This is a genomic window from Sulfitobacter sp. HGT1 (genome assembly GCF_013282155.1).
Lineage (GTDB): Bacteria > Pseudomonadota > Alphaproteobacteria > Rhodobacterales > Rhodobacteraceae > Sulfitobacter.
Window position 1 is genome coordinate 172,751 of sequence record NZ_BLWI01000010.1, and the last position, 25,625, is coordinate 198,375.

Consider the following 25,625-nt stretch of genomic DNA (forward strand, 5'->3'; position numbering starts at 1 on the left):
GACCGGAGTTTTTAAAAACTCCGGCGACGAAATCAGATGAAGAGGACAGTCAGATGTCAGCCCTAAAACTAAAAAAAGGCTCTACCAGCCATTCTGCCTATAACCTGCGTGCGAATTTCTCGGATGTAATCGAACGCCATACCCTTGCGGTTCTGGTCGAAAACGAACCCGGCGTGCTGGCCCGTGTGATCGGGTTGTTTTCCGGTCGTGGTTATAACATCGACAGCCTGACCGTGGCCGAGGTGGATCACACCGGCCACCGCAGCCGGATCACGATCGTGACCTCAGGGACGCCACAAGTGATCGAACAGATCAAAGCGCAGCTTGGCCGGATCGTCCCGGTTCACGACGTCCACGACCTGACCGTCGAGGGACCGTCGGTTGAGCGTGAATTGGCTATGTTCAAAGTGTCGGGGACCGGTGACAAACGTGTCGAGGCCCTGCGTCTGGCTGATATCTTTCGCGCCAGTGTCGTCGACAGCACGCTAGAGACCTTCATTTTCGAAATCACCGGCGCGCCCGAGAAAATTGACGCATTTGCCGATCTGATGCGCCCCTTGGGGCTGACCGATGTGGCGCGGACCGGCGTTGCGGCCCTGCCGCGCGGCGACTAGGCGAATTCGGCGCGAAACTCGTCCACATAGTTGGATCGTCTGCTGGAAAAATCGACAATTTCAGCAGACTGCCGCGCGGGAGGTTTGGCCGCTGGATTTGTGCAAGGGGCTTCGGCCAAAAGTTTGGCCGGCAACTGAATGTCCAGTTTTTCCTGAACAATACGCGGGTTTGTTGCGGTTCTAAGCTTGCTGTCGCGGCTTATGTCAAACTCGACAAGGTCCCCTGCATCAAAGGTCGAAACCGTACTGTCTTGCGACCCTGAAAAATACGCGAGATCCCCTTGGTCTTCACACCAAAACACGGCTTTTTTGTCGAAATCGTCGCTCCACAGGACCACACCATACATGAATTCATACTCCCTCGTGTATTTATTGATTGTAAGGATTGTTGCTAACATCCGATGATTTGTCGATTTTTTTGAGGTGTCATTTTGTGTCGGTCGCACCATGTTTTGACGCTAAGTAGCGTCATACTCTTGTAATCTGGTCCTGTCTTATGCAATCTAAAGTTTCAGAGGGTGGAAAGATGCCGAACAAAGAAAACCCCGCGCAAATCCGATCGGTCTTTGGCGAAAACCTGCGCAAATTATCTCAGGATCAACCCTCGGTCACGGTGCTTGCCAGCAGGCTCGGCATCAACCGGACGCAATTCAATCGCTACCTATCAGGGGAAAGCTTTCCCAGGCCGGATATCCTGGCCCGGATCTGCGCGTATTTCAAATTGGACGCGCGTATCCTGCTTGAACCTTTGTCCGAAATCACCCCGCAACCCCCCACCTTTGGCCACTACATGAGCGAATTTCTGGTCTCGGGCACCAATGCCATTCCGCAGAATGTCTTTCCCAGCGGGTTTTACCGCTTTTCAAGGCGCAGCTTCATTGACCATGATCTGTTTGTCATCGGCCTGGTCTTTGTCTTTCGCACTGGCAACGCCACGTTTTTGCGCGGCTTCGAGACAACCAAGGCGATGCGGATGCAAAGCCTCCCTACCTCGCCCATATATCGCGAGTTTCGCGGTGTCGTGCTGCCCCAGGAGGAAGGCTTGGCGATCATCGCCGGGCGCAAGAACGGAATGACATCTTCGTTCAACTACCTTGGGCGTACGGCCTCTTTCGGCAATAACTTTTGGGCCGGCTATACCACCCGGACAATCCCCGAAGTCACCGCCGGCACCCGTGCGACGCGGCTGGTCTATGAATATCTGCAACAAGACACGGCCACTGTGCTGAACGCGGCCCGCGGCAAGGGGTTTTACACCATCGAAGATATTCCCCCGTTCCACCGACGCCTGCTGCGCCCCGATCAGGATTTCGCCTGACACCATTTTGGCTGCCAAGTTCTGTGCCCGATGTCGCAGCCGTTAAAAACAGGTCGCTAAATGCACGCTGAGCGGTGGAATTTGACGCTAGCCTTGGATCACCAGCAAGGAGAGCGCCATGAACATGTCCCCTACCGATCTTAGCACGGTGCGCCGCCCGATCGATCAGGCCAATGGCCTTTCCAATGCCCATTACATCGATCCGGGCGTTTTTGCCGAAGAACGTCAGGCGGTATTGTTCAACAACTGGCCCGGCCTTGCCACCGCGTCTGATGTGCCCGAAATCGGCGATGCCGTGCCGCTGACCTTTCTGGGGATGCCGTTGCTGGTCGTGCGTGACAGATCGGGGCAAGTGCGGGTGTTCCAGAACACCTGCCGCCATCGCGGGATGATCCTTGTCGATGCACCCCGCAAAATCGACGGCGCAATCCGCTGCCCCTATCACAGTTGGTGCTACAGCACCGAAGGGCGGCTGGTCTCGACCCCTCATGTGGGCGGACCGGGGCAGAATACCCACGCCGGCATCGACCGCGCCTTGCTGGGCCTGGTTGAAATCCGCAGTCATGTCTGGATGGATGTCATCTGGATCAACATTTCCGGCACGGCGCAGCCCTTTGAACAGGCCAATGCCGATCTGATTGCGCGGTGGGCGGAATTCGACAAACCCCTGTATCACGGCGGGGCCGACAGCCGGTTCCAACTCACCGTGAACTGCAACTGGAAGCTCGCCGTTGAAAACTATTGCGAAAGCTATCATTTGCCGTGGGTGCATCCGGGTCTGAACAGCTATTCCCGCCTCGAAGACCACTACCATATTGAAAACGCAGGCCATTTCTCCGGTCAGGGCACGATGGTCTATCGCCAGCTCAAAGGGGAGGACGGCAAGTCCTTCCCCGATTTCGCGGATCTTTCCGATAAATGGGACACGGCGGCAGAATATGTCACGGCCTACCCCAATGTGCTGCTTGGTGTGCACCGCGACCATAGTTTCGCGATCATTCTGGTGCCCGAAGGCCCGGAAAAAACCACCGAAAACGTGCATCTTTACTATGCGGCCCCCGCCACAGACCCTGAATTGCGCGCGCGTAATACCGATCAGTGGAAACAGGTCTTCGAAGAGGACATCTTTGTCGTAGAAGGGATGCAACGCGGGCGTCACGGGGTTCAGTTTGACGGCGGACGGTTTTCACCCGCGATGGACGGGCCCACCCATATGTTCCACGATTGGGTCGCATCCCAGCTGGAAGCCCACCGCGCCGCCTCATGAGCGACCTGAACGACCGGCTTCTTGCGGCCCACCACGCGGATGACAAAGCCGCGTTGGTGTCGCTTTACACCCGGGCCGCCGCAGCCGCGGATGGGCCGGATGCGGCGGGTTTCTATCTGACCCATGCCTATGTTTTCGCGCTGGAACTTGGCCATCCAGACGCCCCCGCCCTGCGCGCCGAACTGATCGCGCAAGGCCGTGAGACACCGCTTTAGCCCAATGCAGGTGGCCGCTTTTGCGGACGTTAACCCAATGCAGGTGGCCGCTTTTGCGGAAATCACCCCAATGCAGGTGGCCGCTTTTGCGGCCAACGGGTCGCCTCGTGCCAATGCTGCGCCACCCGCAACAACATCGCGTCACTGCCATGCCGCCCGATCAGTTGGAGCCCGCCCGGCAACCCGTTTTCCCCAAACCCCGCCGGCACATTGACCACCGGCAGCCCGATCAGCCCGGCCGGTACCACGACCTGCATCCAGCGGTGGTAAGTATCCATGCTGCGACCGGCGATTTCCACAGGATGCACCTCCTCCACAGCAAACGGCCAAAGCTGCGCCGAAGGCAGCACCAGCACATCCACCGTATCAAACAAGGCCGCTGCCCGCCGATACCAATCCGACCGGATCACACTGGCGCGCTGGACCTGCATCGCAGTCATCTCAAGACCACGCCGGATCTCCCACTGGGCGGCCTCCTTCAAATGCCCGCGCTTGGCCTCATTCTCAAAGATCGCGCCCAACCCGCTGGCCACGGCAAAGGACCGCAAGGTAATCCAGGCCTCCCACATTTTCTCCGCATTAAAAGGCGCTGCGATATCAGACACCACATGCCCCAGATCAGCGAACTGCCCCAAGGCCGCCTCGCTCAGCGCGGCGATCCCTTCGGCATAGGGAAAGGCACCGCCCCAATCGCCCAGCCAACCGATCCGGACCTGCGGCCCCTGCCCGTCGATCTGCGGCAAGGTGGCGGCAGGGCTGATGCCAAACGGTTGGCGCGGGTCGGCCCCTGTCATCGTATCCAGCAAGGCCGCCAGATCACGCGGGCTGCGCGCCATCGGGCCAGAGGTGGCCAGTTGATGCAAAAACATGTCACCCTCAGGCTCCCCCGGAACGGTGCCCCAACTGGGCCGCATCCCATAGACATTGTTCCATCCGGCCGGATTGCGCAAACTGCCCATCATGTCAGACCCGTCGGCAACGCTGACCATCCCGCAGGCCAAAGCAGCCGCCGCCCCGCCCGATGACCCGCCCGCCGATTTGCTCAGGTCATAGGGGTTGCAGGTGGCCCCATGCACAGGGTTGAAGGTATGACTGCCCAATCCGAATTCGGGCGTGTTGGTTTTGCCAATGAAAATCGCCCCCGCCGCACGCAACCGCCCGACAAACACGCTGTCCTTTTGCGCCACGGTGCCGGTAAAAAGCGGCGATCCCATGGTGGTGGGCAGCCCCTTGGCATCGGATAAATCCTTGATCGCCATGGGAATACCATGCAGCCAACCACGGCGGGGGGTCACATCGGCGGCACGCGCCTCGGCCAACAACGCCTCGCGCTCGCGCAAAGACACAACCGCATTGACCGCACCGTTTACCGCCTCGATCCGCGCCAGGCTCGCTTCCATCAACGCAACTGCCGTCAAACTGCCCGCAGCCAGTGCCTCTGATTGCGCCACCGCGCCCATGTCCAGAATATCCAAAACCGTCCCCCCTGTTTTGCGCCATCAAACGCGTCAGGCCGGGCAGAAACAAGCCCCGGATGACATCCCCGGCTTCTCTGGCTCAAAAATATCCCGGGGGGCCCGCAAGGGCGGGGGCAGCGCCCCCTCGACCCTTAGCCGGCTTGCGCTTCGGCCCGGCTCTTGCCCGACACGGCTAGGGCCAATGCAGCCCCCATCAGCCCGTCAAGATCGCCGTCCAGAACCCCTTTGGTGTCCGAGGTCTCGTAATTCGTACGCAGGTCTTTGACCATCTGATAGGGCTGCAGAACATAGGATCGGATCTGGTTGCCCCATCCCGCATCGCCCTTGTTTTCATGGGCCTCGTTGATCGCAGCATTGCGGCGGTCCAGCTCCATCTGGTAGAGGCGCGATTTCAGCGCCTTCATGGCGATGTCGCGGTTCTGGTGCTGCGATTTCTCGGAACTGGTCACGACGATGCCGGTGGGATGGTGAGTGATGCGCACAGCGGAATCAGTGGTGTTCACGTGCTGACCGCCGGCCCCCGAAGACCGGTAGGTATCAATGCGAATGTCGCTGGGGTTCACTTCGATCTCGATATTGTCGTCCACCACCGGATAGACCCAGACCGAGCTGAACGAGGTATGCCGTTTCGCCGCCGAATCAAACGGGCTGATCCGCACAAGGCGGTGCACGCCGGATTCGGATTTCAGCCAGCCATAGGCGTTCAGGCCGCTGATTTTGTAGGTGGCGGATTTGATACCCGCCTCTTCGCCCGGGCTTTCGGATTGCAGCTCGACCTTGTAGCCTTTTTTCTCGGCCCAACGGACATACATGCGCGCCAGAATATTCGCCCAATCGCAGCTTTCGGTACCACCGGCCCCTGCGTTGATTTCCAGAAATGTGTCGTTGCTGTCCGCCTCGCCGTTCAGCAAGGCCTCGAGTTCCTTTTGGGCAGCGGTTGCGGCAAGCGCCTTCAGCGCGGCCTCGGCCTCGGCGACAACTTCGGTGTCGCCTTCCATTTCGCCCATCTCGATCAACTCGACATTATCGGCCAGCTCTTGCTTGATGCCGTCATAGGTCGCCATCGAATCGACCAGCGCCTGACGTTCGCGCATCAGCTTTTGCGCCGCATCGGGATCATCCCACAGATTGGGGTCTTCGACGCGGGCGTTGAATTCTTCCAAACGGTAGGGCGCGGTTTCCACGTTCAAACGCTGTGCCAACAGATCCAGCGATTTGCTGATCTGATCTGCTGTATTTTGTGCCTCTGCGCGCATCGTTTATGCCCTTTAAATGAACCGCGGCCCCGAAATGCCGGAGCCGCGTATGAGATAGACCAGCCTTGCTGTAGGGGCAAGCGGTTGGCGTGGTGGCAGCGCTAGTAAAGCCCGCCTGAACTGATCGTGCCAAAACTGGCCTTGGGCCCCACGACTGCCTTTTTGCCAGTGGATGTCGTGACTTCGCGCCCGGCGGAGCGGCCCAGTTCTTCGACCAGTGGCAAGTCTGCGCCCATGGCAAAGCCACCGTCAAAGGTGATCCCGAACAATGGCATCTCGCCATCCCGGAAATATTCGGCCACCACATTCGGCCCGCTTGCATCATCCGACAGGCGTGCGCCGGTAAAGCGGTCGATGTTGATAAAGCTACCACCCGGGGGCACTTCAAAGGGGCCGCCGCCGTATTTCTTGATGGCTTCGCTCATAAAGCGCTGGAACACCGGCCCGCACATCCCCGCCCCGTAGGCGCGTTTACCCAAGGACCTAGGGTTGTCGAAACCGATATAGCAGCCCGCAACGATATTGCTGGAAAAGCCCACGAACCAAACGTCTTTGGCGTCATTGGTTGTGCCGGTCTTGCCGGCGATCGGCACAGGCAGGTTAATCGCCCCTTTGGCCGTGCCGCGGTCGACCACACCCTTCATCATCGATGTCAGCTGATAGGCTGTGATCGGGTCCATCACCCGTTCGCGGTTGGAAATGATCCGCGGCCCCAGACCCTCTTCGAGGCTGGCCAGCTGGCAATCATTGCAGATGCGTTGGTCATGTTTGTACACCGTGCGGCCATAGCGGTCTTGCACGCGGTCAACGAGGGTGGGTTGCACCCGCTCCCCGCCGTTGGCGAACATCGCATAGGCCGATACCATCTGGTACAATGTCGTTTCCTGCGATCCCAATGCGTTGGCCAGAACCGGCGACAGGTCGTCATATACGCCGAACCGTTCGGCATAAGAGCCGATGGTGTCCATCCCGACCTCTTGCGCCAGACGGATGGTCATCAGGTTGCGCGATTGTTCGATCCCTGTGCGCAGCGGTGTGGGGCCGTAGAACTTGTTCGACGAATTTCGCGGGCGCCACAGGCCTTGCGGTGTGTTGATCTCGATCGGGGCATCCACCACGATGGTCGCTGGCGTATACCCGCTATCAAGGGCCGCGGCGTAAACGAAAGGTTTAAAGCTGGACCCGGGCTGGCGTTTGGCTTGGGTGGCGCGGTTGAACACCGATGACTGATAGGAAAACCCGCCTTGCATGGCGATCACACGCCCGGTGTTGACGTCCATCGCAACAAAGCCGCCCTGCACTTCGGGGACCTGCCGCAAAGTCCACCGGATGAACGACCCGTCACTATCCGCCGTCATGCGCCGCACCAGCACCACCTCGCCGACCGCCAGCAAATCGCCCGCGACCTGCGCCTTGCGGCCCAAGGTGCCATCGCTCAGGCGTTTGCGCGCCCATTCAACGTCTTTGGCGGTGATGAAATGACCATCAGCCGTTTCGGGCACCCCTTCGATGCCTATCCGCGCATTGCTGTCGCCCACGCTCAATACCACCGCCGGATACCAGGTGCTGTCCAAATCGACGTCGCGCGACACGCGGATCGCTGACAGGGCTTCGCGCCAAGTGGCTTCGTCGGTCAACTGGTCGGCCGGAATGGTTTTGCCGGTCCCGTGCCAGATGCCGACACCACGGTCGTAATCCTCAAGCTGGCGCTGCAAGGCCTGCGCCGCGATCGGTTGCATTTCGTTGTCGATGGTGGCGCGCACGGTCAGACCGCCGGTGAAAAACTCACCTTCGCCAAAGTTTTCAGACAGTTGGCGGCGGATTTCATCGGTAAAGTAATCGCGCGGCGGCAGTTCCGCCTTAAAACTCTCAAAGTCCCCGTTCTGAACCGAGCGCAGCGGCTGTGCGACTTCGTTCTCGTAGGAGGCTTTGGTGATATATCCGTTTTCCATCATCTCGCGCAGAACGAAATCGCGGCGCTGCTTCAGGCGGTCCTTGCGGCGCACCGGGTGGTAATCCGACGGGGCCTTGGGCAGGGACGCCAGAAAAGCCGCCTCGTGGGGGGCAAGTTCGCTCAGCGTCTTGTTGAAATAGGTCTGCGAAGCCGCCGCCACACCATAGGAATTCTGGCCCAGAAAAATCTCGTTCAGATAGAGTTCGAGGATTTTTTCCTTGGGCAGGGTTTCTTCCAGACGGGCAGCAAGGATGATTTCCTTGATCTTGCGTTCGGCCCGGCGGTCACCGGACAGCAAAAAGTTCTTCATCACCTGTTGGGTGATCGTCGACGCCCCGCGCACATCTTTGCCGCGCGTGCGCACCGCATCCACCGCAGCCGCACCGATGCCGCGCAGATCATAGCCTTCGTGGGTGTAAAAATTCTTGTCTTCGGCCGAGATAAACGCCTGTTTGATCAGGTCCGGAATGGTGTTCGCAGGCGCGAAAAGCCGGCGTTCCTTGGCGAATTCATCAATCAAGCGCCCCTGGCCGGAATAAATCCGGCTGATTGTGGGCGGGGTGTATTGCGCAAGGGATTCGTGGCTGGGCAGGTCGCGCCCGTACATCCAGAAGATCGCCCCGATGGTAAGAGCAATCATACCGATGCTCATGGTCAGGGTGGTAAAGATACCCCCGAAGAAGGATAGAATTAGGCGAAACACGTGTGGCAGTCCCTTGCAAGGCTGTTGGTTAACCCGTCTATACGCGGGCAAAGTGGAATCGTCAAAACACGAAGCAGTGGTAATTTGGCGATATACCGCGCAGGTCGGCTGTCTTTATCACCGCAATGGTTACTGGCGTATCAACGGCTTAAGGGCTGCATCCTGATCGCGCCAGACCTTGATCGCATCCGCGATGCCCGCCACCATGACGGCGCGCCAGACCGGATCGCGCAGGTTGTTCAAATCCCTTTGGCTGCTCAGAAATCCGATCTCGATCAGAACAGACGGGATATCGGCTGATTTGAGCACCGAAAACCCTGCCATGCGCAGCGGGCGTCGGTTCATCGGGCCACCTGCCCCCTTCATCCCCGCAACAAGCGTTTTCGCAGCGGCGACCGAACGCGGTTCGGTTTCCTGCCGGGCCAGATCCAGCAAAATACCTGCGACCTGATCATCCGAACCGGTCAGATCGGCCCCCGCGATGATGTCGGACCGGTTGTGGCGTGCGGCCAAATGTTCGGTGGCGGTATCGCTGGCCTCGTCCGACAGGGTATAGACGGTGGCCCCTTTTGCGCCGCCTTGCTGCAAGATATCCGCGTGTAGCGAAATGAACAGATCACCTTGGGCCTGATGGGCAATCGCGACGCGGGTTTCGAGCGCCACAAACATGTCGCTGTCGCGGGTCATCAGCACGTCAATCCCGTCGCGCACCAGCGCATCGCGCAGCCCGTTGGCAAAGGCCAGCATCAGGTCCTTTTCCGCAACCCCGTCGCTTTCGGCCCCCGGGTCCACACCACCGTGACCGGGGTCAAGGACCACCAAAAAACGGTCCTCGCCCTTGGGTTTCGCCGGTTTGGGCGGTGCCGCAAGGGCCATCGTCCAGGCCGGATCAGGCGGTGTGCCGGCTGCGGCGGAAAATTCGGCGGGATCAACGGGTTTGAGACTGATTTCAAGCGTGGCCTGACCGGAGCCGCTGTCGACGGGCATCCCGATTTCGCGCGGCAGCATCGGCTGGGCCAGATCGGCCACCAGCCGCGACCACCCCGGTTGAAACGGGCCAAAGCGCAAGTCGCTGATATTGCCCGGTTCCGCCAGCAAGTCCGACGTCTTGACCCCCGACCAGTCCGCCTCGCGGAAATCGACAACAAGGCGCGCGGGATTGTCCAGCAGGAACACCCGAAACGGCACCCCCTGGCTGAGCTGCAGCCTGAGCGTGGTGCCACCGAACCAGCCATCGGTGATCTCGCTTGGGCCCGGGTCAACGCGCGCCAAGGCCGTCAGCTCTTGGGCTGAAACGGGGTTTGAAAACGCCATAAGCGCCGCCAATATTGGGAAAAACCGCATGCCTGTCACCGTTCTGATCGTGGTGTTCGGGTGCAAACTAGCATTAACAATCCCGACGGGCCAGCCTTTCAGCGCGCCGCCATATAGGCCTTGAGCCGCGCAATCCCTTCGGCAATATCCGCCGTCCCGCGCGCATAGGAAAACCGCAAGGTCTGATGCCCGCGAATGGGGTCGAAATCCAGCCCCGGTGTGACGGCCACCCCTGCCTTGTCCAGAATGTCACGCGCCAGCCTACGACTGTCATCGGTGATACCGGATACATCGGCATAAACATAAAACGCCCCATCCGGCGGGGCGAAACTGCTAAAGCCCGCCTCGCGCAACCCGTCAATCATCATGGTCCGGTTGGCACGGTAGACATCCATATTGGCCTGCAATTCATCCTCGCAATCCATCGCCGCCAATGCGGCAACCTGACTGGCATGGGGCGCACAGATGAACATGTTTTGCGCAATCCGTTCCACCACCCGCACGTGATCTTCGGGCACGACCATCCAGCCCACACGCCAGCCGGTCATGGAAAAATACTTGGAGAACGAATTGATCACATAGGCATCATCGGTGATCTCGAGCGCGGTAACCGCCTTTTTCTCGTATTCGATGCCGTGGTAAATCTCGTCCGAGATAAACGACGCGCTCTGCCCTTGGGTGGCATCAATCAGGGCCTTCATCGCGGGGCGGTCCAGCATGGTGCCCGTGGGGTTTGCAGGGGACGCCACCAGCAGCCCCTTGAGGTCCATGCCCGCGAAATCATCCGGCACGGGCTGATAGCGGTTGTCGGGCGATGTGGGCAGGTCAACGGGGTCCAGCGCTAGCGCCTTGAGGATCTGCCGGTAGCTGGGATAGCCCGGCGCGCCGATGCCGACCTTGTCGCCGGTGTCAAAAAGCGCGGTAAAGGCCAGAATGAACCCCCCCGAGGAGCCGGACGTGATCACCACCCGGTTCGGGTCCAGATCAACGTTGTACCATTCGCCGTACATTTGCGCGATGCGCGCGCGCAGGGCTGGCAGGCCCAATGCAACCGTATAGCCCAAGGCCCCCTGATCCATCGCGCGGGCCAATGCGGCAGTCGCCCCGGATGGTGCCCCGGTTCCCGGTTGGCCGACTTCCATGTGGATAATGTGGCGGCCCGCGGCTTCGGCGGCGGATGCGGCTTGCATCACGTCCATCACGATAAAGGGATCGACCTGAGAACGGGTTGAAATACGCATGAGCTTAATCCTAAACTTGGGGCAAGAACCTTTCACCGCACCAGGTTGGTGCCGTCAACCCTTGTGCGATGGCTCGAAATCGCGCACCACAGGTGCCAAAGCCGCCCCAAGGGCCGCGCAATAACAGTGAGTGACCCCAATATGACAAAACTGACCGCCACTTCCCTTTTTTCCGGCGCGTTGATGGCTCTGGCCCTAAGCGGCCCGACCCAGGCGATGGATCTGACCGAACTGACAGATGCCGAGCGCGTCCAGTTCCGTGCCGAAGTCCGCGCCTATCTGATGGAAAACCCCCAAGTCATCATGGAAGCGGTAAGCCAGTTGCAGGCCAAAGAAGCCGAAGCGCAGGCGCAGGCGGATTTCACCCTCGTGTCCGACAATGCAGACGCGATTTTCAACGACGGCTATTCCTTTGTCGGCGGCAACCCTGATGGCGACATCACCATCGTCGAGTTCATGGATTACCGCTGTGGCTATTGCAAAAAGGCCTTTACCGAAGTTGAAAAGCTGATCAACGGCGACGGCAATATCCGCTTTATCGTCAAGGAATTGCCGATATTGGGCGAACAATCCATGATCGCGTCGCGCTTTGCGATTGCTACCAAACTGGTTGCGGGCGACGAAGGCTATAAATCGGTCCACGACGCGCTGATGAGCTTTAACGGGGACATCACGCCGACATCATTGGGCCGTCTGGCCGAAAGCTTTGGTCTGGATGCCGATGCCATTACCGAAAAGATGGACAGCGCCGAAGTGACCGAAGAAATCGCCCAAACCCGCGCGCTGGCGCAGATATTGTCGATTTCGGGCACCCCGACCTTTGTGATGCAAGACGAATTGCTGCGCGGCTATCTGCCCTATGACCAGATGAAAGCCATTCTGGAAGAAAAACGCGGCTGAATGCGGCTGATCCTTTTGCTCTGCGCGGCGGCCTTTCCGGCGGCCGCGCAGACCGATTTCACGGCCCTGACCCCAGCCGAGCGCGCGGCTTTCAACGCCGAAATGCGCGGGTTTCTGATGGCGGAGCCCGAGGTGTTGTCATCAGCGATGACGCCCCCCGACTATGCCACCGCCGGCTATCAGGATGAGGCCGCCGCCGATATCGCACTTTTGCGCGCGTTGGAAGATCAGGTGTTGCAGGGCGCTAACATCGCGATCTTCACGGCACCCGATTGCCCGACCTGCGATCAGGCACTGCAAGAATTACAAGCATTATCAGATAGTTCCGATGCGACCTTCACTCATCACAACATGTCTTCCCTAGATGGTGCTGCCCTGTCATCCAAGCTGGGTATGGTCGAGGCCCCGTTTTACGTGATGCCTGACATGATCCTGCGCGGGCATATGCCTGATATCGTTTTGCGGAAATATCTGACGCGCTAGGTCACAGGAATTTCTGGTGATACCGCACCAGCCGCGCGAAATGCGCATCCAGCGACCGCTTGAGGTGCGGGGCCTCTTTCACCGTCAGGATATAATCGACCAACAGATCATACTGCTTGATCTGGCGGGGCAACCGGTTGGACGGGGTCAGGCGCGACTGGCGTTCCTCTTCCTCGATCACCTGAGCGACCTGCTTTTCCGGCCAGATGACATCCCCCTCGCCCGGCACCATCGCCTTGCCGTTCATCAAGGGCAGTTCGGCATCGTAATGGGCGAAAATGGACCGCTCCAGCGGTTCGACCTGATCGGCGCTGTCCACGGGCCAGGCCCAGACAAAGGCGATTTCCCAGACATCAATCTGACGGTTGGCAATCACATCCGAACGGGCCGAGGTCAGATGCCTGCGCACCCGCGTGCGAATGCCATCCACCGATTGCCCCACATAAATCGGTTGCTGGTCCAGATCGCACAGCGCATAGACCCCGATCTGGTTGGTCAGCGCGCTAAGCGCCGTGCCGCGAAAGCTCTGCGCGGTTGTCATGCAACGGCCTCTAGGCTGCGGCGGGCAAGGATCGGCGCGAATAACACCTGATCCAGATAGCGCACCACCGGCACCGCCACCCCGTCACCCGCCACGCGGTAGGCGTTGTTATAGGTGTCGGGCATCCGGTAGCTGTCAGGCAGCCCCATCAGCCGCGCAACCTCGCGCGAGGAAACAAGCCGCGCACGGGTGCGGTTGCCCTTGATAAACAACAGAATTTGCCGCGATGATCCACCAGCAGGCGTGCGCAGGCAGCCTGCCAACCCGTCGGTGCGCAGTTCAGCACGTTGACGCACATTGCCATCCACATCGGGCCGCCCGCGTTTGTAGATTGTGCCAACCACCGTGCGCCCCGCCTTGCGGGCCACACGCAACCGTTCCAGACTGGGCGGCGACATCAGAGTTAACAAGCGATCCGTGTCGGCTTCGGAAAACCACGGCATCGGTGTGCGTTTTTCCAGCACATCATCCAGCAGATGATCGGCAGCGGGGGCATCATCCAGTTTCCACCACAGCCAGTTCGACCGCACAGGCCGCGAGGCCGCCCCCAGAAACTTTTGCAGCTTCTTGCCGTGAAACGCATGAGACGGCTTGGGCACCGTCAGACTGGTAATGTCGATGTCGTTGCGCACACAGACCACAAACAACCGCGGGCGGCTTTGGGGCAGGAAACGCCGCGCGTCGATCTCGAGCGCGCCAACCTTGTAGCCAAGGCGCACAAAGGTCGCGAGGACCGTGTTCAGGTCTGCCCCTGCATTGCGTGAGACCAGCCCGACGACGTTTTCGAAAGCAATGATACGCGGCGCAAACCCCGCCTTGATCGCAACGGTGATTTTGTCGGCCCAATGGGCGAATACGCCGCTGCGCGCGCCCGACAACCCCCGCCCCTTGCCCGCAAGGCTGAAATCCTGACAGGGGCTGGAGGCCCAGTACAGATCAATCTGTTCGCGCAAAAGGTCATCATCAAGGGCGGCGATATCGCCTTCGTGCAGCCCTTGAACGCCCCAATTCTGCCCGTAAACCTTGCATTTCATCGCATCAATGTCATTGGCCAGCACGCAATTCCACCGGTCGTGCAAGGCGGCACGCACCATCCCGCCACCGCAAAAAAACTCGGCGTATTTGGGGGTGTGATCGGGGGTTTCAGCCATGGCTATTAGTATGAAATGCGGTTTTGCGTGTCGATGGCTAATTCACCGAAACGCAGGTGCCGCATCACTCTGCCGCTTGCTCTTCGGCCTCGATCACGGCGGCGCGGGCTTCGACCTGTTCGACGATATGTTCGATCATGCCCTCATTGCCCAGCTTGTGGCTTTGCTTGCCCGCCAGATACACCATGCCCGACCCGTTGCCGCCGCCGGTAAAGCCGACATCCGTCATCAGCGCCTCGCCCGGCCCGTTGACCACACAGCCGATGATGCTCAGGCTCATCGGGGTTTTGATGTGTTCCAGCCGCTTTTCCAGCGCCTCGACGGTTTTGATCACGTCAAACCCCTGCCGCGCACAGGACGGACAGCTGATGATGTTCACACCGCGATGCCGCAGGCCAAGGGATTTGAGGATCTCGAAGCCCATTTTGACTTCTTCGACGGGATCGGCAGACAGGCTGACGCGGATCGTGTCGCCAATGCCCATCCACAGCAGGTTGCCCATGCCAATCGCGGATTTGACCGTGCCGCTGATCAGCCCGCCCGCTTCGGTAATGCCCAGATGGATCGGCGCGTCCGTGGCTTCGGCCAGTTGCTGATAGGCGGCGGCAGCCATGAACACATCGGATGCTTTGCAGCTGATCTTGAATTCGTGGAAATCATTGTCTTGCAGGATCTTGATGTGATCCAGCCCGCTTTCGACCATCGCATCGGGGCAAGGTTCGCCGTATTTCTCGAGCAGGTGCCGTTCCAGCGACCCTGCGTTGACGCCAATACGGATCGAACAATTGTGATCGCGCGCGGCTTTGATGACTTCCTTGACGCGCTTTTCGTCGCCGATGTTACCGGGGTTGATCCGCAGACAGGCGGCCCCTGCTTCGGCGGCTTCGATCCCGCGTTTGTAATGGAAATGGATGTCGGCCACGATGGGCACCGATACTTCGCGCACAATTTCCTTGAGCGCCTTTGAGGATGCCTCGTCCGGGACTGACACCCGTACGATATCGGCACCCGCCTCAGCAGCGGCCTGAATCTGTGCGATCGTGCCTTTGATATCTGTGGTCAGGGTGTTGGTCATGGTCTGCACGGTAATCGGTGCATCGCCCCCCACCGGCACATTGCCCACCATGATCTGGCGGGATTTGCGGCGGTAGATATTACGCCAAGGACGGATGTGATTCAGCGACATGGGCAGCACCTTTGGCAATAGATCAGCGTTGCCCGCAACCTATTCAGGCGCGGCCCTGCTTGCAATGGCATCTGGCTTATTCTGTCGGGCTTGTCGCGGTGTTTTGAAGTTCGGCAACCATGGTCGCAAGCGCCGAGTTTTCTTCCAGCAATGCCGGTTCATACACTTCGGCCAAGGCCTGACGCTGCAACGGCAGGTTCGACGTCACAGAACCGCGATCGCCAACGGGGCCGTAATACTGGCCGTCCATGGCAAAATACAACGCGCCGGATTCGCCAGTGCGCAAGGTTGGGGGTTCTTGCGTGGCAGGAACATCCCAGCTGTCGCCCTTGTTCATGATCCCTTCAAAGATCACTTTGCCATCCGCTGCGCGGATACGGACCCAGGACGGGTATGCCGCGACCAAACGCAATTCCGGTGCCGGGCCTTCAACAACCTGCGGCACGGCAATCGTGCTGTCGGGTGTATCGGTTGACGTTGTAACCGATGCAATCCGCTGGCTGTCGAAAGTCGGCGCGCCAAAGCTGCCGACGCTATGCGGGTCGATTGACGCGATCGGCGCATCACGCGCGACCAGAACCGGCACATCCAACGCCGCAGGGCGGTAGAGACGGTCCAGCGTATCCGTGCGCGGGATGGCCATGTTCTCGGCAGTCACTGTGTTCGAGGATGCCTGAGGCGCAGGGTTCAACGCCCCTGCCAAAGGATCAAGGTCGGACAAAACAACAGGTGTCTCATCAACGGGCGAAACCTGTACGCGCTGCACTTCTTTCAGCACGCTCCACCCGCCGAAACCGATGGCACCGATCAACGCGACCAAAACCAGCACAGACCCCAAGGCACCCGGTTCAATCCGGCTGAGCAGGCTGTCCCCCACGGGGGTAAACGGGGTCGAGGGGCGCTTGAAAATATCATTGTCGGCGGAACGTGTCATCCGTTCTTCGCGGGTCGGTTTTTTAATTACGGATGCTTCGGCAGACATGCCATGCGCAACAGCGAAACCGGATTCGCGGCAAAAAGACGAAAACGCCTGATCGGGATCCATGTTCAGATAACGCGCATAGGACCGCACGTAACCGGCGATGAAACCGGGGGTGTCAAATGCATCAGGGTCGGAATTTTCGATGGCAGCAATATAAGAGGCTTTGATCCGCAGTTCGCGCTGAACATCAAGCAGCGATTTGCCCAATGTGGCGCGTTCGCCCCGCATCAGATCACCCAATCGCAAATCATACGCATCAAAGCCACGGGCTTCAACTTGCTCGTCCGTATTCGCCTTGGAAATCCAACGCCCGATCATATGTTTGCCCCGTCGCTTACGTGCCTGCTACACTTACCCGGGCCGTTTTCACGATTCGAGCTGTGCTGTTTCTTTCTTTATCTTTAACATAAATCAACGGGCTACGAAGAAAAAACGTAGTTACCCCGCCAATTCGGCACGATTCAGCGCACAGTGGGACCAGAGCCCGTCCATCGCGTGGACCAATCCGTCCATTTCCCGCGGGCCATGTACGGGCGACGGGGTAAAGCGCAAACGCTCCGTGCCGCGCGGCACAGTCGGGAAGTTGATCGGCTGCACGTAAATGCCATATTGCTCTAGCAACATGTCGGACAAAATCTTGGTGTGGACGGGATTGCCAACAATCACCGGCACAATATGGCTGCCGTGATCGATGATGGGCAGGCCCAACCCTTTCAACCGCAGCTTGAGTATTTTTGCCTGTTCCTGATGCTTTTCACGCAGCTCCGGCGCGGTTTTCAGAAAGGCGACGGATGCCGCCGCCCCTGCCGCCACAGCCGGAGGCAAGGAGGTGGTAAAGATAAAGCCGGGCGCATAGGAACGGATCGCATCGCACATTTTTGCAGAGCCGGCGATATAGCCGCCCATCACGCCATACGCCTTGGCCAATGTGCCGTTGATGATGTCCAGACGGTGCATCAGGTTGTCGCGTTCGGCAACGCCGCCACCGCGCGGGCCATACATGCCAACGGCGTGGACTTCGTCGATATAGGTCAATGCGCCGACGTCGTCAGCAAGGTCGCAAATCGCTTCGATCGGGCCGAAATCGCCGTCCATCGAATAAATCGATTCAAATGCAATCAACTTTGGTGCAGCAGGATCGTCAGCCGCGATCAATTCGCGCAGGTGGTCGACATCGTTGTGACGGAATATGCGCTTTGCGCCGCCATTGCGCCGCACGCCTTCGATCATCGACGCATGGTTCAGCGCGTCTGAATAGATGATCAGCCCCGGAAACAGCTTGGGCAAGGTGCTGAGCGTCGCGTCATTGGCGATATAGGCGCTGGTGAACAGCAGGGCCGCTTCCTTGCCATGAAGATCGGCGATCTCGGCCTCAAGGCGTTTATGGTAAACGGTGGTGCCGGAAATATTGCGCGTACCGCCCGACCCTGCGCCTGTGGCATCAAGGGCTTCGTGCATGGCGGCCAGAACCACAGGGTTTTGACCCATGCCAAGGTAGTCGTTGCCACACCAAACAGTAATGTCTTTTTCGGAACCATCAGGCTGGGTCCATACCGCATGAGGGAACTGGCCCTTGCGACGCTCGATGTCGATAAAGGTGCGATACCGCCCTTCCTCGTGCAGACGATCAATCGCCTGATCAAGCTGTTTGGTATAATCCATCGCGCCTTCCTCCTCACGCTCGACTGAACCTTAAAGGCGTAGGGTCCAATCGCCATATTCGTGTTTTAGAATGAATACAGTTCTAACACCCTCGGTTCAATGCTTTAATCTGTCCGCATTGTCGCAGGGGTTCCTTAACCCCGGCGAATTTGGCGGTAATATGCCCCCTCCTCCTTTCATGCCTTGATCGAGATCAAGTTTGTGCGCCGTTCATCATTTTTATGAACGGTGTTCATTTTTCCTTTGTCAGGGCCGATTTTACCCCCTATCAATTGTGAACGTTGTTCATGAATTGGAGAATCACATGTTCAAGAAAATCGTACAGATCGCCACCGCCCTGACCCTTTCAGGCACGATGGCGATTGCTGGCAGCAGCACCCAACACAGCGCGCGGGCATCCAACCACAGCGCCGCCGCCGCCAGCCATGGCTCTGCGGCCGTGGTCTCTGGTGCGGCAACTGTTGCTGCGGTCCCGCTTATGGTCGTGGGCGCGACATTGTCCCTGTCGGGCGCAGCCCTGCAAAGTGCGGGCAACGGTGCAATGACTGCCGGATCGCAAATAATCGAAAGCCTGGATACACCCGTTACATTGGCCCCCGCCCCTGATGGCCCCCCGACGCTCGACGGCACATATGGGGCAAAACGATGAAGGCGCTTGTCACGGCGCTGGCCCTGACGCTGTGCGCGGTTCAGCCCGCTGCGGTTGATGCGGGCAGCAGTCAGGCGGGCAAGCCGCTACTGCCAGCCGAACAGGTCGCCGCGTTTTCAGACAAGGTGCAGGTCGATCTGGCTGCCCGCGGTGCCAGTGTCGCCATCGTCGCCCGCAAAGGCCGCCGTGCCTCCGAACTTCCCCAAGGGGTGACCTATACCCATGTGGCATTCTGGGTGTTCTCGCAGATCAAGCGCGCGGACGGGTCCAGCTATCAGGGCTACCGTGTCTATAACCTGTATCAAGACGCCGATAAGCCAATGCGCAGCAGTCTGGTGCAAGATGGCCCTGCCGACTTCTTTGCCGGTGCCCATGCGCTTGAGGCCGGCATCATCATCCCCGATCCGCGCTTGCAACGCAAATTGCTCAAGGTGATCGCCAGCCCGACCTATCGCAAGCTCCACAACACATCCTATTCTGTTCTGTCCAACCCCCAGACGCGGCAGTTCCAGAACTGTACGGAACACACCTTGGATGTGCTGATGGCCGCGCTTTACAACACTGGTGATGCCGCGCAGATCAAATCGAACATCACCGCCCATTTCACCCCGCAGGTGATCAAGATTGGCGGTCTGAAACGGAGCTTCGCGCCGCTCGCTTCCAAGGCGCTGACAACCGAGGACCACGGCCCCCAAATCCGGACCGCCACCTTTGGATCAATCCTGCGCTTTATGAAACAAAACAAGCTGGTGGCGAAATCCTACACCCTGTCCCCGACCCGTGCCGTCGGGATCTAGGCAAATTGGCATCCAAGCAAATTGACATGGGGCCCGACCTGTTCCACACCCGCCCCATGTCACCAAAACCCACCCCCACCCTATCCAGACGCGAACGCAACCTTGCCGATATCCGCGCGCGCGCGACTCTGATCGCGGAACAGATTATTCTGGCCGAAGGGGTCGAAGGCCTGTCGGCGCGCCGTCTGGCACAAGAGCTCAAGGTGTCGGTCGGCTCCCTTTATAACGCCTTTGGTGATCTGCATCAGGTGATCCGGTCTGTCATCGCGCGCAGCGCCGAAATGCTGGCCTCCAGCCTGATGGCGGCGGTTGATACTGCGGCCCCCGACAAACGGTCCCGCGTTGTTGCGTTGGGCGAGGCCTATTTCGACTTTGCCATGGCCGAACCGCGCCGCTGGTCGCTGATGTTCGAATATCGCGCCGAGCTTGAAATAGACGACAAGGCCCGTGATTTTCAGGGCGGGCTGCTGGACATGCTGATCGCCGCTGGCGAAGCGGACCCGAAATTGGACATCCACCGCCAGTTCTTTTTGGTGCTGTGGGCGTCGGTGCACGGGGTTGTGTCGCTGGCCACGCGGCCCACGATCATCGCGATCCGGCCCGAACTGGCCAAGAAATACATCACCGATCTGGTCGATTCCGCGCTGACCCGCTTTCCTGCCGACTGACACGGGCACCCCTAGACATGGCGCGCGCCCCTGATACGGTCGCGGCAAAATCCATGTTTATGAAAGGTTTCCCCCATGTCCCTTAGCGAAGTTCTGTCCCGGATCGACACCGATCTGGATGCCGCCACCGATCGCCTGCTTGATCTGCTGCGCATCCCGTCGATTTCGACCGATCCCGCCTACAAAGCCGATTGTGACCGCGCCGCCGACTGGCTGGTCGAAGACCTCAACAGCATCGGCATTGAAACGACCAAACGCCCCACCCCTGGCCACCCGATGGTGGTGGGCCATGTGGACGGTCCCGCCGACAAGCCGCATATCCTGTTTTACGGCCACTATGATGTGCAGCCCGTTGACCCGCTGAACCTGTGGAAGCGCGACCCGTTCGACCCCGCCATCGAAGACACCGCCAAAGGTCGCGTGATCCGGGGCCGCGGTGCGGCGGATGACAAGGGCCAGTTGATGACCATCGTCGAGGCATTGCGCGCATGGAAGGCCACCAACGGCGATTTCCCCTGCCGCATCACCATGTTCCTTGAGGGCGAGGAAGAATCAGGGTCCCCGTCGCTGATCCCGTTCATGAAAGAAAACGCGGCCGAGCTGACAGCCGATTATGCGATGATCTGCGACACCGGCATGTTCCAGTCCAAAACGCCGTCGATTGTGACCATGCTGCGCGGTCTGCTGGGCGAGGAAATCACCATCACCGGCCCCGATCTGGACCTGCATTCGGGCATGTATGGCGGCGTGGCGATGAACCCTGCCCGCGTCCTGGCAAAGATCATCGCGTCCTTGCATGACGACACGGGCCGCATCACGGTGCCCGGTTTCTATGACGGCGTGCCCGAACTGCCCGATGACATTCAGGCGCAGTGGCAGGGCCTTGCCTTTGACCATGCCACATTCCTGGGCGATGTGGGCCTGTCACAGCCCGCCGGCGAACAAGACCGCATGCCGATCGAGATGATCTGGTCGCGCCCCACCTGCGAGGTCAACGGCATGTGGAGCGGCTATACCGGCGCGGGTTTCAAGACCGTGCTGCCCTCCGAGGCCCATGCGAAAATCAGCTTCCGTCTGGTGGGCGATCAAGACCCCCACGCCATCCGCGAAAGTTTCCGCAAAATGGTCACCGATATGATCCCCGCCGATTGCAAAGTCAGCTTTCACGCGCACGGGGCCAGCGGCGGATCGGTGTTTGAGACCACAGACCCCGCCTTTGAGAAAGCCCGCCACGCGCTGACCGACGAATGGAAAATCCCCGCAGCCTATGTCGGTTGCGGCGGATCGATCCCGATTGCCGGGCATTTCCAAAAACTCGTGAACACCACGCCGGTTCTGATCGGCTTTGGCAAGGACGACGACGCGATCCATTCTCCGAATGAAAAATACGATATGGAGAGCTTCCACAAAGGCATCCGCAGCTGGGCGCGGATTCTGGACGCCTTGACGTAAAACGACGCTTGGGGCGGTGCCGGTTTACCGCGCCGCCCCTATGCGATGCCGCGCCCCAAATCAGGCAGGTGCTGCGCTATATCGGCTGAATGCGACCCCCACCCCACAAACGAAAAAGACCACCCGATGGGTGGTCCGTTTCGTACCCAATGAAGGGGAAGATAGTGGCGCGGTTGACGGGGCTCGAACCCGCGACCCCCGGCGTGACAGGCCGGTACTCTAACCAGCTGAGCTACAACCGCGCGATGAGGGCGGAATAGGCCAAGCCCGCGCAGGGGTCAAGCGATTAACGCGCTAAATGTCAGGAATAAATTCATGCAGGCTGCGGATGTATTTTCAGGGCCAGCAAACAGTCGAAACGCACGCGGCCAGCACCCCGTGAGGGGGTGAACTGACTGCGCATGTTTTGAAAAATGCAGCGGTGGCGCGGTTGACGGGGCTCGAACCCGCGACCCCCGGCGTGACAGGCCGGTACTCTAACCAACTGAGCTACAACCGCCCACTGCACGCTTTGTCGTAAACTTCAAAGCGTTGGGTGGTCATAGGGTCTGGCCCTGCGCCCGTCAAGCATGGTTTTAACAAGATGTCGGGTTTTGGTGAAAATAATTTCAGCCCCACCAACCAAAGGCCAACAGCACGCCGACAGCCTGCAAAAAAGCCCGCACATTTCTGCGCGGGCTGATGGTTATTTTTCTGAATAGGTGCCCCAGACATGGTCATCGGGCGGCGGTGGCAGGGCCTGTTTGCCGCGCAGGCTGTGCATGTTCACCTTGGCGATGAAATTGCCCGAAATCGGCGCTGTGACGAACAGGAACGCCATCACCAGAATCTCGTGGACGGACCCGTCGGCGGTGTTGAAGGAATAGACCACCGACGCCAGCAAAAGCGCCCCGACCCCCAGTGTCGAGGCCTTGGTGGGCCCGTGCAGGCGCGACATGCAATTGTCCAGCTTGATCAGCCCGATGGAGCCAACCAAGGTAAAGAACGCGCCAATCACCAGCAATGCGGCAATGATGGCTTCGGTTATCATGCCAAGATCATTCAATGATATCACCCCGCAAAACAAATCGCGCGATGGCGACGGTGGATACAAAACCCAGCATCGCAATGATCAACGCGCTTTCAAAATAGACCTGGGTGCCAAGACGCATCCCAAGCAGGATAATCAGCGCGATTGCGTTGATCACCATCGTATCCAGCGCCAAAATCCTGTCCCCGGTCGAGGGCCCTTTGACAAGGCGCAGCATCGCCAAAAGCTGTGACAATGCCACGGCAACAAATGCAAAGTTCAAAGCCATCAGGATCATTCGAAAATCTCCTTTAGTCGGCGCTCGTAGCGCTGTTTGATGTCATCGCGCACCGCGTCGGGGTCTTCGGCATCCAGCGCATGGACCAGCAACGCCCTGCCGTCATCGGACAGGTCTGCGCTGACGGTGCCCGGTGTCAGGGTGATGGTGCCCGCGAGCATCGTAATCGCCTCGGGGGTGCGCAGATCAAGGGGGATCACGACCCATTGCGGGCGCATGTTCTTGTTGCTTTTGAACAGCACGATCATCGCCACCACGACATTGGCGACAAGAATATCCCAGATCACCAGCACTAGATAGGACAGCAGTTTGATCGGCCGTCCGACCGGCGGGCGGTCAGGCCAATAGGCAGCGGTCACAATTGGGATCAGCAGACCAAGGAGGATGCCGAACACCACCGTGCCCAGCTTTACCTCGTTCACCAGCAGGCACCAGACAATCGCCAGCAACACGGTCAACAGGGGATGCGGAAACAGACGTGCGCGCATATCAGTGATCCTTTTTCGCGGCTGCCGGGGCTATGGCGTCGGCATTGTCGGCGGGCTTGGGTTCTTCGGTCTCGTGTTTTTCGCCCCCGTGTTTTTCGCCCCCGTGGTCATCGTTGATCTGCTTGCCCGGCGTGGTCAGCACCACAGCGATATAGGCCTCGGGGTTGAACAGCTGCGCCGAGGTCGCTTGCAACACCCGCGTCACCGGCCCCGCGGCAACAGTCAGCGCCATCAGCAAAGCCAGCAAGGCCCCGATCGACACCATCGGCAGTACGGAGGCTGGCACGGCTTCGGGTTCGGCCATTTCCTCGGCCGTATCAACCGGTTGATGGGCCTTCCAGAACACCACGCTGCCTGCACGGGCAAACCCGACCACCGCGACCAGCGAGCCGACCAGAATTGTGCCCCAGATCCACCACATCAGGTCAGACGCCCGCGCCGCATCCAAGATCAGCAGCTTGCCGATGAACCCCGACAGCGGCGGCAGACCCGTCATGCCAATCGCCGCGACAAAGAACATGCCCGCCACCAGTGCACCGCCCACAATCGGGGGGGCCACGTCAAAGCTGACACCGGCAGCACCGCGACGCGACCGGATCACATCGACCAGCAAGAACAACGCCGCAGCGGCAAAGGTGGAATGGATCGCATAATAAAGCGCGGCCGTGACACCCGTGGGCGTGAACACCGCCACCGCAGCCAGCAGCATCCCCATTGACCCGATCACCGAAAACGCGACCATGCGGTCAACGCGTTTGGCCCCCAACACGCCCAACATGCCCAACGCGACGGTCAGCAAGGCGGCAGGGATCAGCCATAGATCGAACAGCCCTTGGGTGATCTCAAGATCGGGGGGGAAGACCAGCGTGAAGATGCGGATGATGCAATAGGCCCCCACCTTGGTCATGATCGCAAACAGGGCGGCCACGGGCGCAGGTGCCTCGGAATAGCTGGCAGGCAGCCAGAAATGCAGCGGCAGGATCGCGGCCTTGACCGCAAAGACCATCAGCAACGTCACGGCGGCCACACGAATGCCCGCGCTATTGGCCGCATCCAGCGTCGCCACACGCACCGCCAGATCGGCCATATTCAACGTGCCGGTTTCCGCATAAAGCGTGCCAAGCGCAAACAGGAACAGGGTCGATCCCAACAGGTTATACAGCACATATTGCGTCCCTGCCCGCAGCCGCTTTGGCCCGCCCGCATGGATCATCAACCCGTAGGACGCGATCAGCAGAACCTCGAAAAATACGAAAAGGTTAAAGATGTCGCCGGTCAGGAAAGCCCCGATAATGCCCATCAGCTGGAATTGGAACAGCGGGTGAAAATGCTGCCCGCGTTCGTCCCAGCCCGACCCGATGGCATAAAGCAAGACAGGCAAGGCCAGCACGCAGGTCAGCAGCACCATCAAGGTCGACAGACGGTCAGCGACCAGCACGATGCCAAAGGGCGCAGACCAGTTGCCCAGCAAATACAGGCTGACGGTGCCGTCAGACGCCTGCCAGAACAGACCAAGCGCCAGCCCCAGCAACACCAGTGCCCCCGCAACCGAGAACACCCGCTGGATCGTCAGGTGATAGCGCGCCACCAGCACCAGCATCGCGGCCAGCATGGCAGGCACAAGGATCGGAAGGATCAGCCAATGGGTCATGCCGCATCCCCCTTCTTGTGATCCGCGTCGGGGTCGTTCACCAGATCATCATCCGAGCTGAGGTAAGACCCGACAGCGATCATCACGATCACGGCCGTCATGCCAAAGGAAATCACAATCGCCGTCAGCACCAGGGCCTGGGGCAGCGGATCGGTGTAGACTTCGACGCCGTCGCGCAGAACAGGCGGCGCATTCAACGCCAACCGTCCCGACGCGAACAGGAACACATTCACCGCATAGCTAAGCAAGGATGTCCCGATAATCACAGGAAAGCTGCGCAAACGCAGGATCATATAGATACCCGCAGCCGTCAAAGCGCCGATCGCTGTTGCTAGCAAAAGCTCCATA

At 59.4% G+C, this 25,625-nt stretch carries 26 protein-coding genes and 2 tRNA genes; 10 read left to right on the forward strand and 18 right to left on the reverse strand.

All coding sequences use genetic code 11. The annotated features are described in order from the left end of the window. Positions 1-53: 53 nt before the first annotated feature. The gene (gene ilvN, locus HGT1_RS10855; RefSeq protein ID WP_176249963.1) at positions 54-614 is read left to right on the forward strand and encodes an acetolactate synthase small subunit; all 561 of its coding nucleotides are present in this window, start codon (positions 54-56) and stop codon (positions 612-614) included. Here the strand turns inward: ilvN and HGT1_RS10860 are convergent. Next, positions 611-1,063 carry a hypothetical protein gene (locus tag HGT1_RS10860; RefSeq protein WP_176249964.1) on the reverse strand — a complete coding sequence of 151 codons (453 nt, stop codon included), beginning with the start codon at positions 1,061-1,063 and terminating at the stop codon, positions 611-613. The genes ilvN and HGT1_RS10860 overlap by 4 nt on opposite strands. A 77-nt stretch (positions 1,064-1,140) precedes the next feature. Here HGT1_RS10860 and HGT1_RS10865 point away from each other — a divergent pair, with 77 nt between their 5' ends. From HGT1_RS10865 to HGT1_RS10875, 3 genes are all read left to right on the forward strand, one after another. Continuing rightward, entirely contained in the window at positions 1,141-1,932 is a 792-nt protein-coding gene (locus tag HGT1_RS10865; RefSeq protein ID WP_176249965.1) for a helix-turn-helix domain-containing protein, read from the forward strand. A gap of 118 nt (positions 1,933-2,050) precedes the next feature. After that, the gene (locus tag HGT1_RS10870) at positions 2,051-3,199 is read left to right on the forward strand and encodes an aromatic ring-hydroxylating dioxygenase subunit alpha (protein WP_176249966.1); all 1,149 of its coding nucleotides are present in this window, start codon (positions 2,051-2,053) and stop codon (positions 3,197-3,199) included. Continuing rightward, positions 3,196-3,414, forward strand: a complete 219-nt coding sequence (locus HGT1_RS10875) for a hypothetical protein (protein ID WP_176249967.1) — start codon at positions 3,196-3,198, stop codon at positions 3,412-3,414. Before HGT1_RS10870 ends, HGT1_RS10875 begins: the two co-directional genes overlap by 4 nt. A gap of 62 nt (positions 3,415-3,476) precedes the next feature. Here HGT1_RS10875 and HGT1_RS10880 read toward each other — a convergent pair whose 3' ends face one another. The 5 genes from HGT1_RS10880 to HGT1_RS10900 form a co-directional block, all read right to left on the reverse strand. Next, positions 3,477-4,889, reverse strand: coding sequence for an amidase (locus HGT1_RS10880; RefSeq protein WP_176249968.1), 1,413 nt, complete (start codon positions 4,887-4,889; stop codon positions 3,477-3,479). Positions 4,890-5,023: 134 nt separating this feature from the next. Then, positions 5,024-6,148: a peptide chain release factor 2 gene (gene prfB, locus HGT1_RS10885; protein WP_176249969.1), complete on the reverse strand. Its 1,125-nt coding sequence runs from the start codon at positions 6,146-6,148 to the stop codon at positions 5,024-5,026. Positions 6,149-6,249: 101 nt separating this feature from the next. Continuing rightward, positions 6,250-8,805: a penicillin-binding protein 1A gene (locus tag HGT1_RS10890; RefSeq protein ID WP_176249970.1), complete on the reverse strand. Its 2,556-nt coding sequence runs from the start codon at positions 8,803-8,805 to the stop codon at positions 6,250-6,252. A gap of 129 nt (positions 8,806-8,934) precedes the next feature. Then, entirely contained in the window at positions 8,935-10,149 is a 1,215-nt protein-coding gene (locus HGT1_RS10895) for an N-acetylmuramoyl-L-alanine amidase (protein ID WP_176249971.1), read from the reverse strand. A gap of 68 nt (positions 10,150-10,217) precedes the next feature. Beyond that, positions 10,218-11,360, reverse strand: coding sequence for a pyridoxal phosphate-dependent aminotransferase (locus HGT1_RS10900; protein ID WP_176249972.1), 1,143 nt, complete (start codon positions 11,358-11,360; stop codon positions 10,218-10,220). Positions 11,361-11,501: 141 nt separating this feature from the next. Here HGT1_RS10900 and HGT1_RS10905 point away from each other — a divergent pair, with 141 nt between their 5' ends. Both HGT1_RS10905 and HGT1_RS10910 read left to right on the forward strand, forming a co-directional pair. After that, positions 11,502-12,260 (forward strand): DsbA family protein, encoded by a 759-nt coding sequence (locus HGT1_RS10905; protein ID WP_176249973.1) that lies wholly within the window; start codon positions 11,502-11,504, stop codon positions 12,258-12,260. Further along, positions 12,261-12,743, forward strand: coding sequence for a disulfide bond formation protein DsbA (locus HGT1_RS10910; RefSeq protein ID WP_176249974.1), 483 nt, complete (start codon positions 12,261-12,263; stop codon positions 12,741-12,743). 1 nt (position 12,744) lies between these two features. Here HGT1_RS10910 and HGT1_RS10915 read toward each other — a convergent pair whose 3' ends face one another. The 5 genes from HGT1_RS10915 to hemA form a co-directional block, all read right to left on the reverse strand. Continuing rightward, positions 12,745-13,284 (reverse strand): GIY-YIG nuclease family protein, encoded by a 540-nt coding sequence (locus HGT1_RS10915; protein ID WP_176249975.1) that lies wholly within the window; start codon positions 13,282-13,284, stop codon positions 12,745-12,747. Next, positions 13,281-14,435, reverse strand: coding sequence for a DNA cytosine methyltransferase (locus HGT1_RS10920; protein ID WP_176249976.1), 1,155 nt, complete (start codon positions 14,433-14,435; stop codon positions 13,281-13,283). Before HGT1_RS10920 ends, HGT1_RS10915 begins: the two co-directional genes overlap by 4 nt. Positions 14,436-14,499: 64 nt before the next feature. Continuing rightward, complete coding sequence (gene ispG / locus HGT1_RS10925; RefSeq protein ID WP_176249977.1) at positions 14,500-15,621, reverse strand: flavodoxin-dependent (E)-4-hydroxy-3-methylbut-2-enyl-diphosphate synthase; 1,122 nt, start codon at positions 15,619-15,621, stop codon at positions 14,500-14,502. Between the two features lie 76 nt (positions 15,622-15,697). Further along, positions 15,698-16,921 (reverse strand): helix-turn-helix domain-containing protein, encoded by a 1,224-nt coding sequence (locus HGT1_RS10930; RefSeq protein WP_176249978.1) that lies wholly within the window; start codon positions 16,919-16,921, stop codon positions 15,698-15,700. 120 nt (positions 16,922-17,041) lie between these two features. Then, positions 17,042-18,265 (reverse strand): 5-aminolevulinate synthase, encoded by a 1,224-nt coding sequence (hemA, locus tag HGT1_RS10935; RefSeq protein ID WP_176249979.1) that lies wholly within the window; start codon positions 18,263-18,265, stop codon positions 17,042-17,044. A gap of 304 nt (positions 18,266-18,569) precedes the next feature. Between hemA and HGT1_RS10940 the strand changes: the two genes are divergently transcribed. The 4 genes from HGT1_RS10940 (at position 18,570) to HGT1_RS10955 (ending at position 21,831) form a co-directional block, all read left to right on the forward strand. Next, a complete protein-coding gene (locus HGT1_RS10940; protein WP_176249980.1) occupies positions 18,570-18,914 on the forward strand; it encodes a hypothetical protein in 345 nt (114 codons plus the stop codon). Further along, a complete protein-coding gene (locus HGT1_RS10945; RefSeq protein WP_176249981.1) occupies positions 18,911-19,711 on the forward strand; it encodes a DUF2145 domain-containing protein in 801 nt (266 codons plus the stop codon). Before HGT1_RS10940 ends, HGT1_RS10945 begins: the two co-directional genes overlap by 4 nt. Positions 19,712-19,737: 26 nt before the next feature. Continuing rightward, positions 19,738-20,379 (forward strand): TetR/AcrR family transcriptional regulator, encoded by a 642-nt coding sequence (locus HGT1_RS10950; RefSeq protein WP_255200171.1) that lies wholly within the window; start codon positions 19,738-19,740, stop codon positions 20,377-20,379. A gap of 75 nt (positions 20,380-20,454) precedes the next feature. Beyond that, entirely contained in the window at positions 20,455-21,831 is a 1,377-nt protein-coding gene (locus tag HGT1_RS10955; protein ID WP_176249982.1) for a M20/M25/M40 family metallo-hydrolase, read from the forward strand. Between the two features lie 165 nt (positions 21,832-21,996). Here the strand turns inward: HGT1_RS10955 and HGT1_RS10960 are convergent. The 7 genes from HGT1_RS10960 to HGT1_RS10990 all read right to left on the reverse strand — a co-directional run bounded on the left by HGT1_RS10960 (position 21,997) and on the right by HGT1_RS10990 (position 25,624). Next, a tRNA-Asp gene (locus tag HGT1_RS10960) sits at positions 21,997-22,073 on the reverse strand. 180 nt (positions 22,074-22,253) lie between these two features. Next, positions 22,254-22,330 (reverse strand) — tRNA-Asp (locus HGT1_RS10965). 186 nt (positions 22,331-22,516) lie between these two features. Further along, positions 22,517-22,861, reverse strand: coding sequence for a Na+/H+ antiporter subunit G (locus HGT1_RS10970; protein ID WP_176249983.1), 345 nt, complete (start codon positions 22,859-22,861; stop codon positions 22,517-22,519). 7 nt (positions 22,862-22,868) lie between these two features. After that, positions 22,869-23,138, reverse strand: a complete 270-nt coding sequence (locus tag HGT1_RS10975; protein WP_176249984.1) for a K+/H+ antiporter subunit F — start codon at positions 23,136-23,138, stop codon at positions 22,869-22,871. After that, the gene (locus HGT1_RS10980; RefSeq protein ID WP_176249985.1) at positions 23,135-23,626 is read right to left on the reverse strand and encodes a Na+/H+ antiporter subunit E; all 492 of its coding nucleotides are present in this window, start codon (positions 23,624-23,626) and stop codon (positions 23,135-23,137) included. The genes HGT1_RS10975 and HGT1_RS10980 overlap by 4 nt, the downstream gene beginning before the upstream one ends. 1 nt (position 23,627) lies before the next feature. Then, complete coding sequence (locus HGT1_RS10985) at positions 23,628-25,277, reverse strand: monovalent cation/H+ antiporter subunit D (RefSeq protein ID WP_176249986.1); 1,650 nt, start codon at positions 25,275-25,277, stop codon at positions 23,628-23,630. Further along, entirely contained in the window at positions 25,274-25,624 is a 351-nt protein-coding gene (locus HGT1_RS10990; RefSeq protein ID WP_176249987.1) for a Na+/H+ antiporter subunit C, read from the reverse strand. Before HGT1_RS10990 ends, HGT1_RS10985 begins: the two co-directional genes overlap by 4 nt. Position 25,625: the final 1 nt, after the last annotated feature.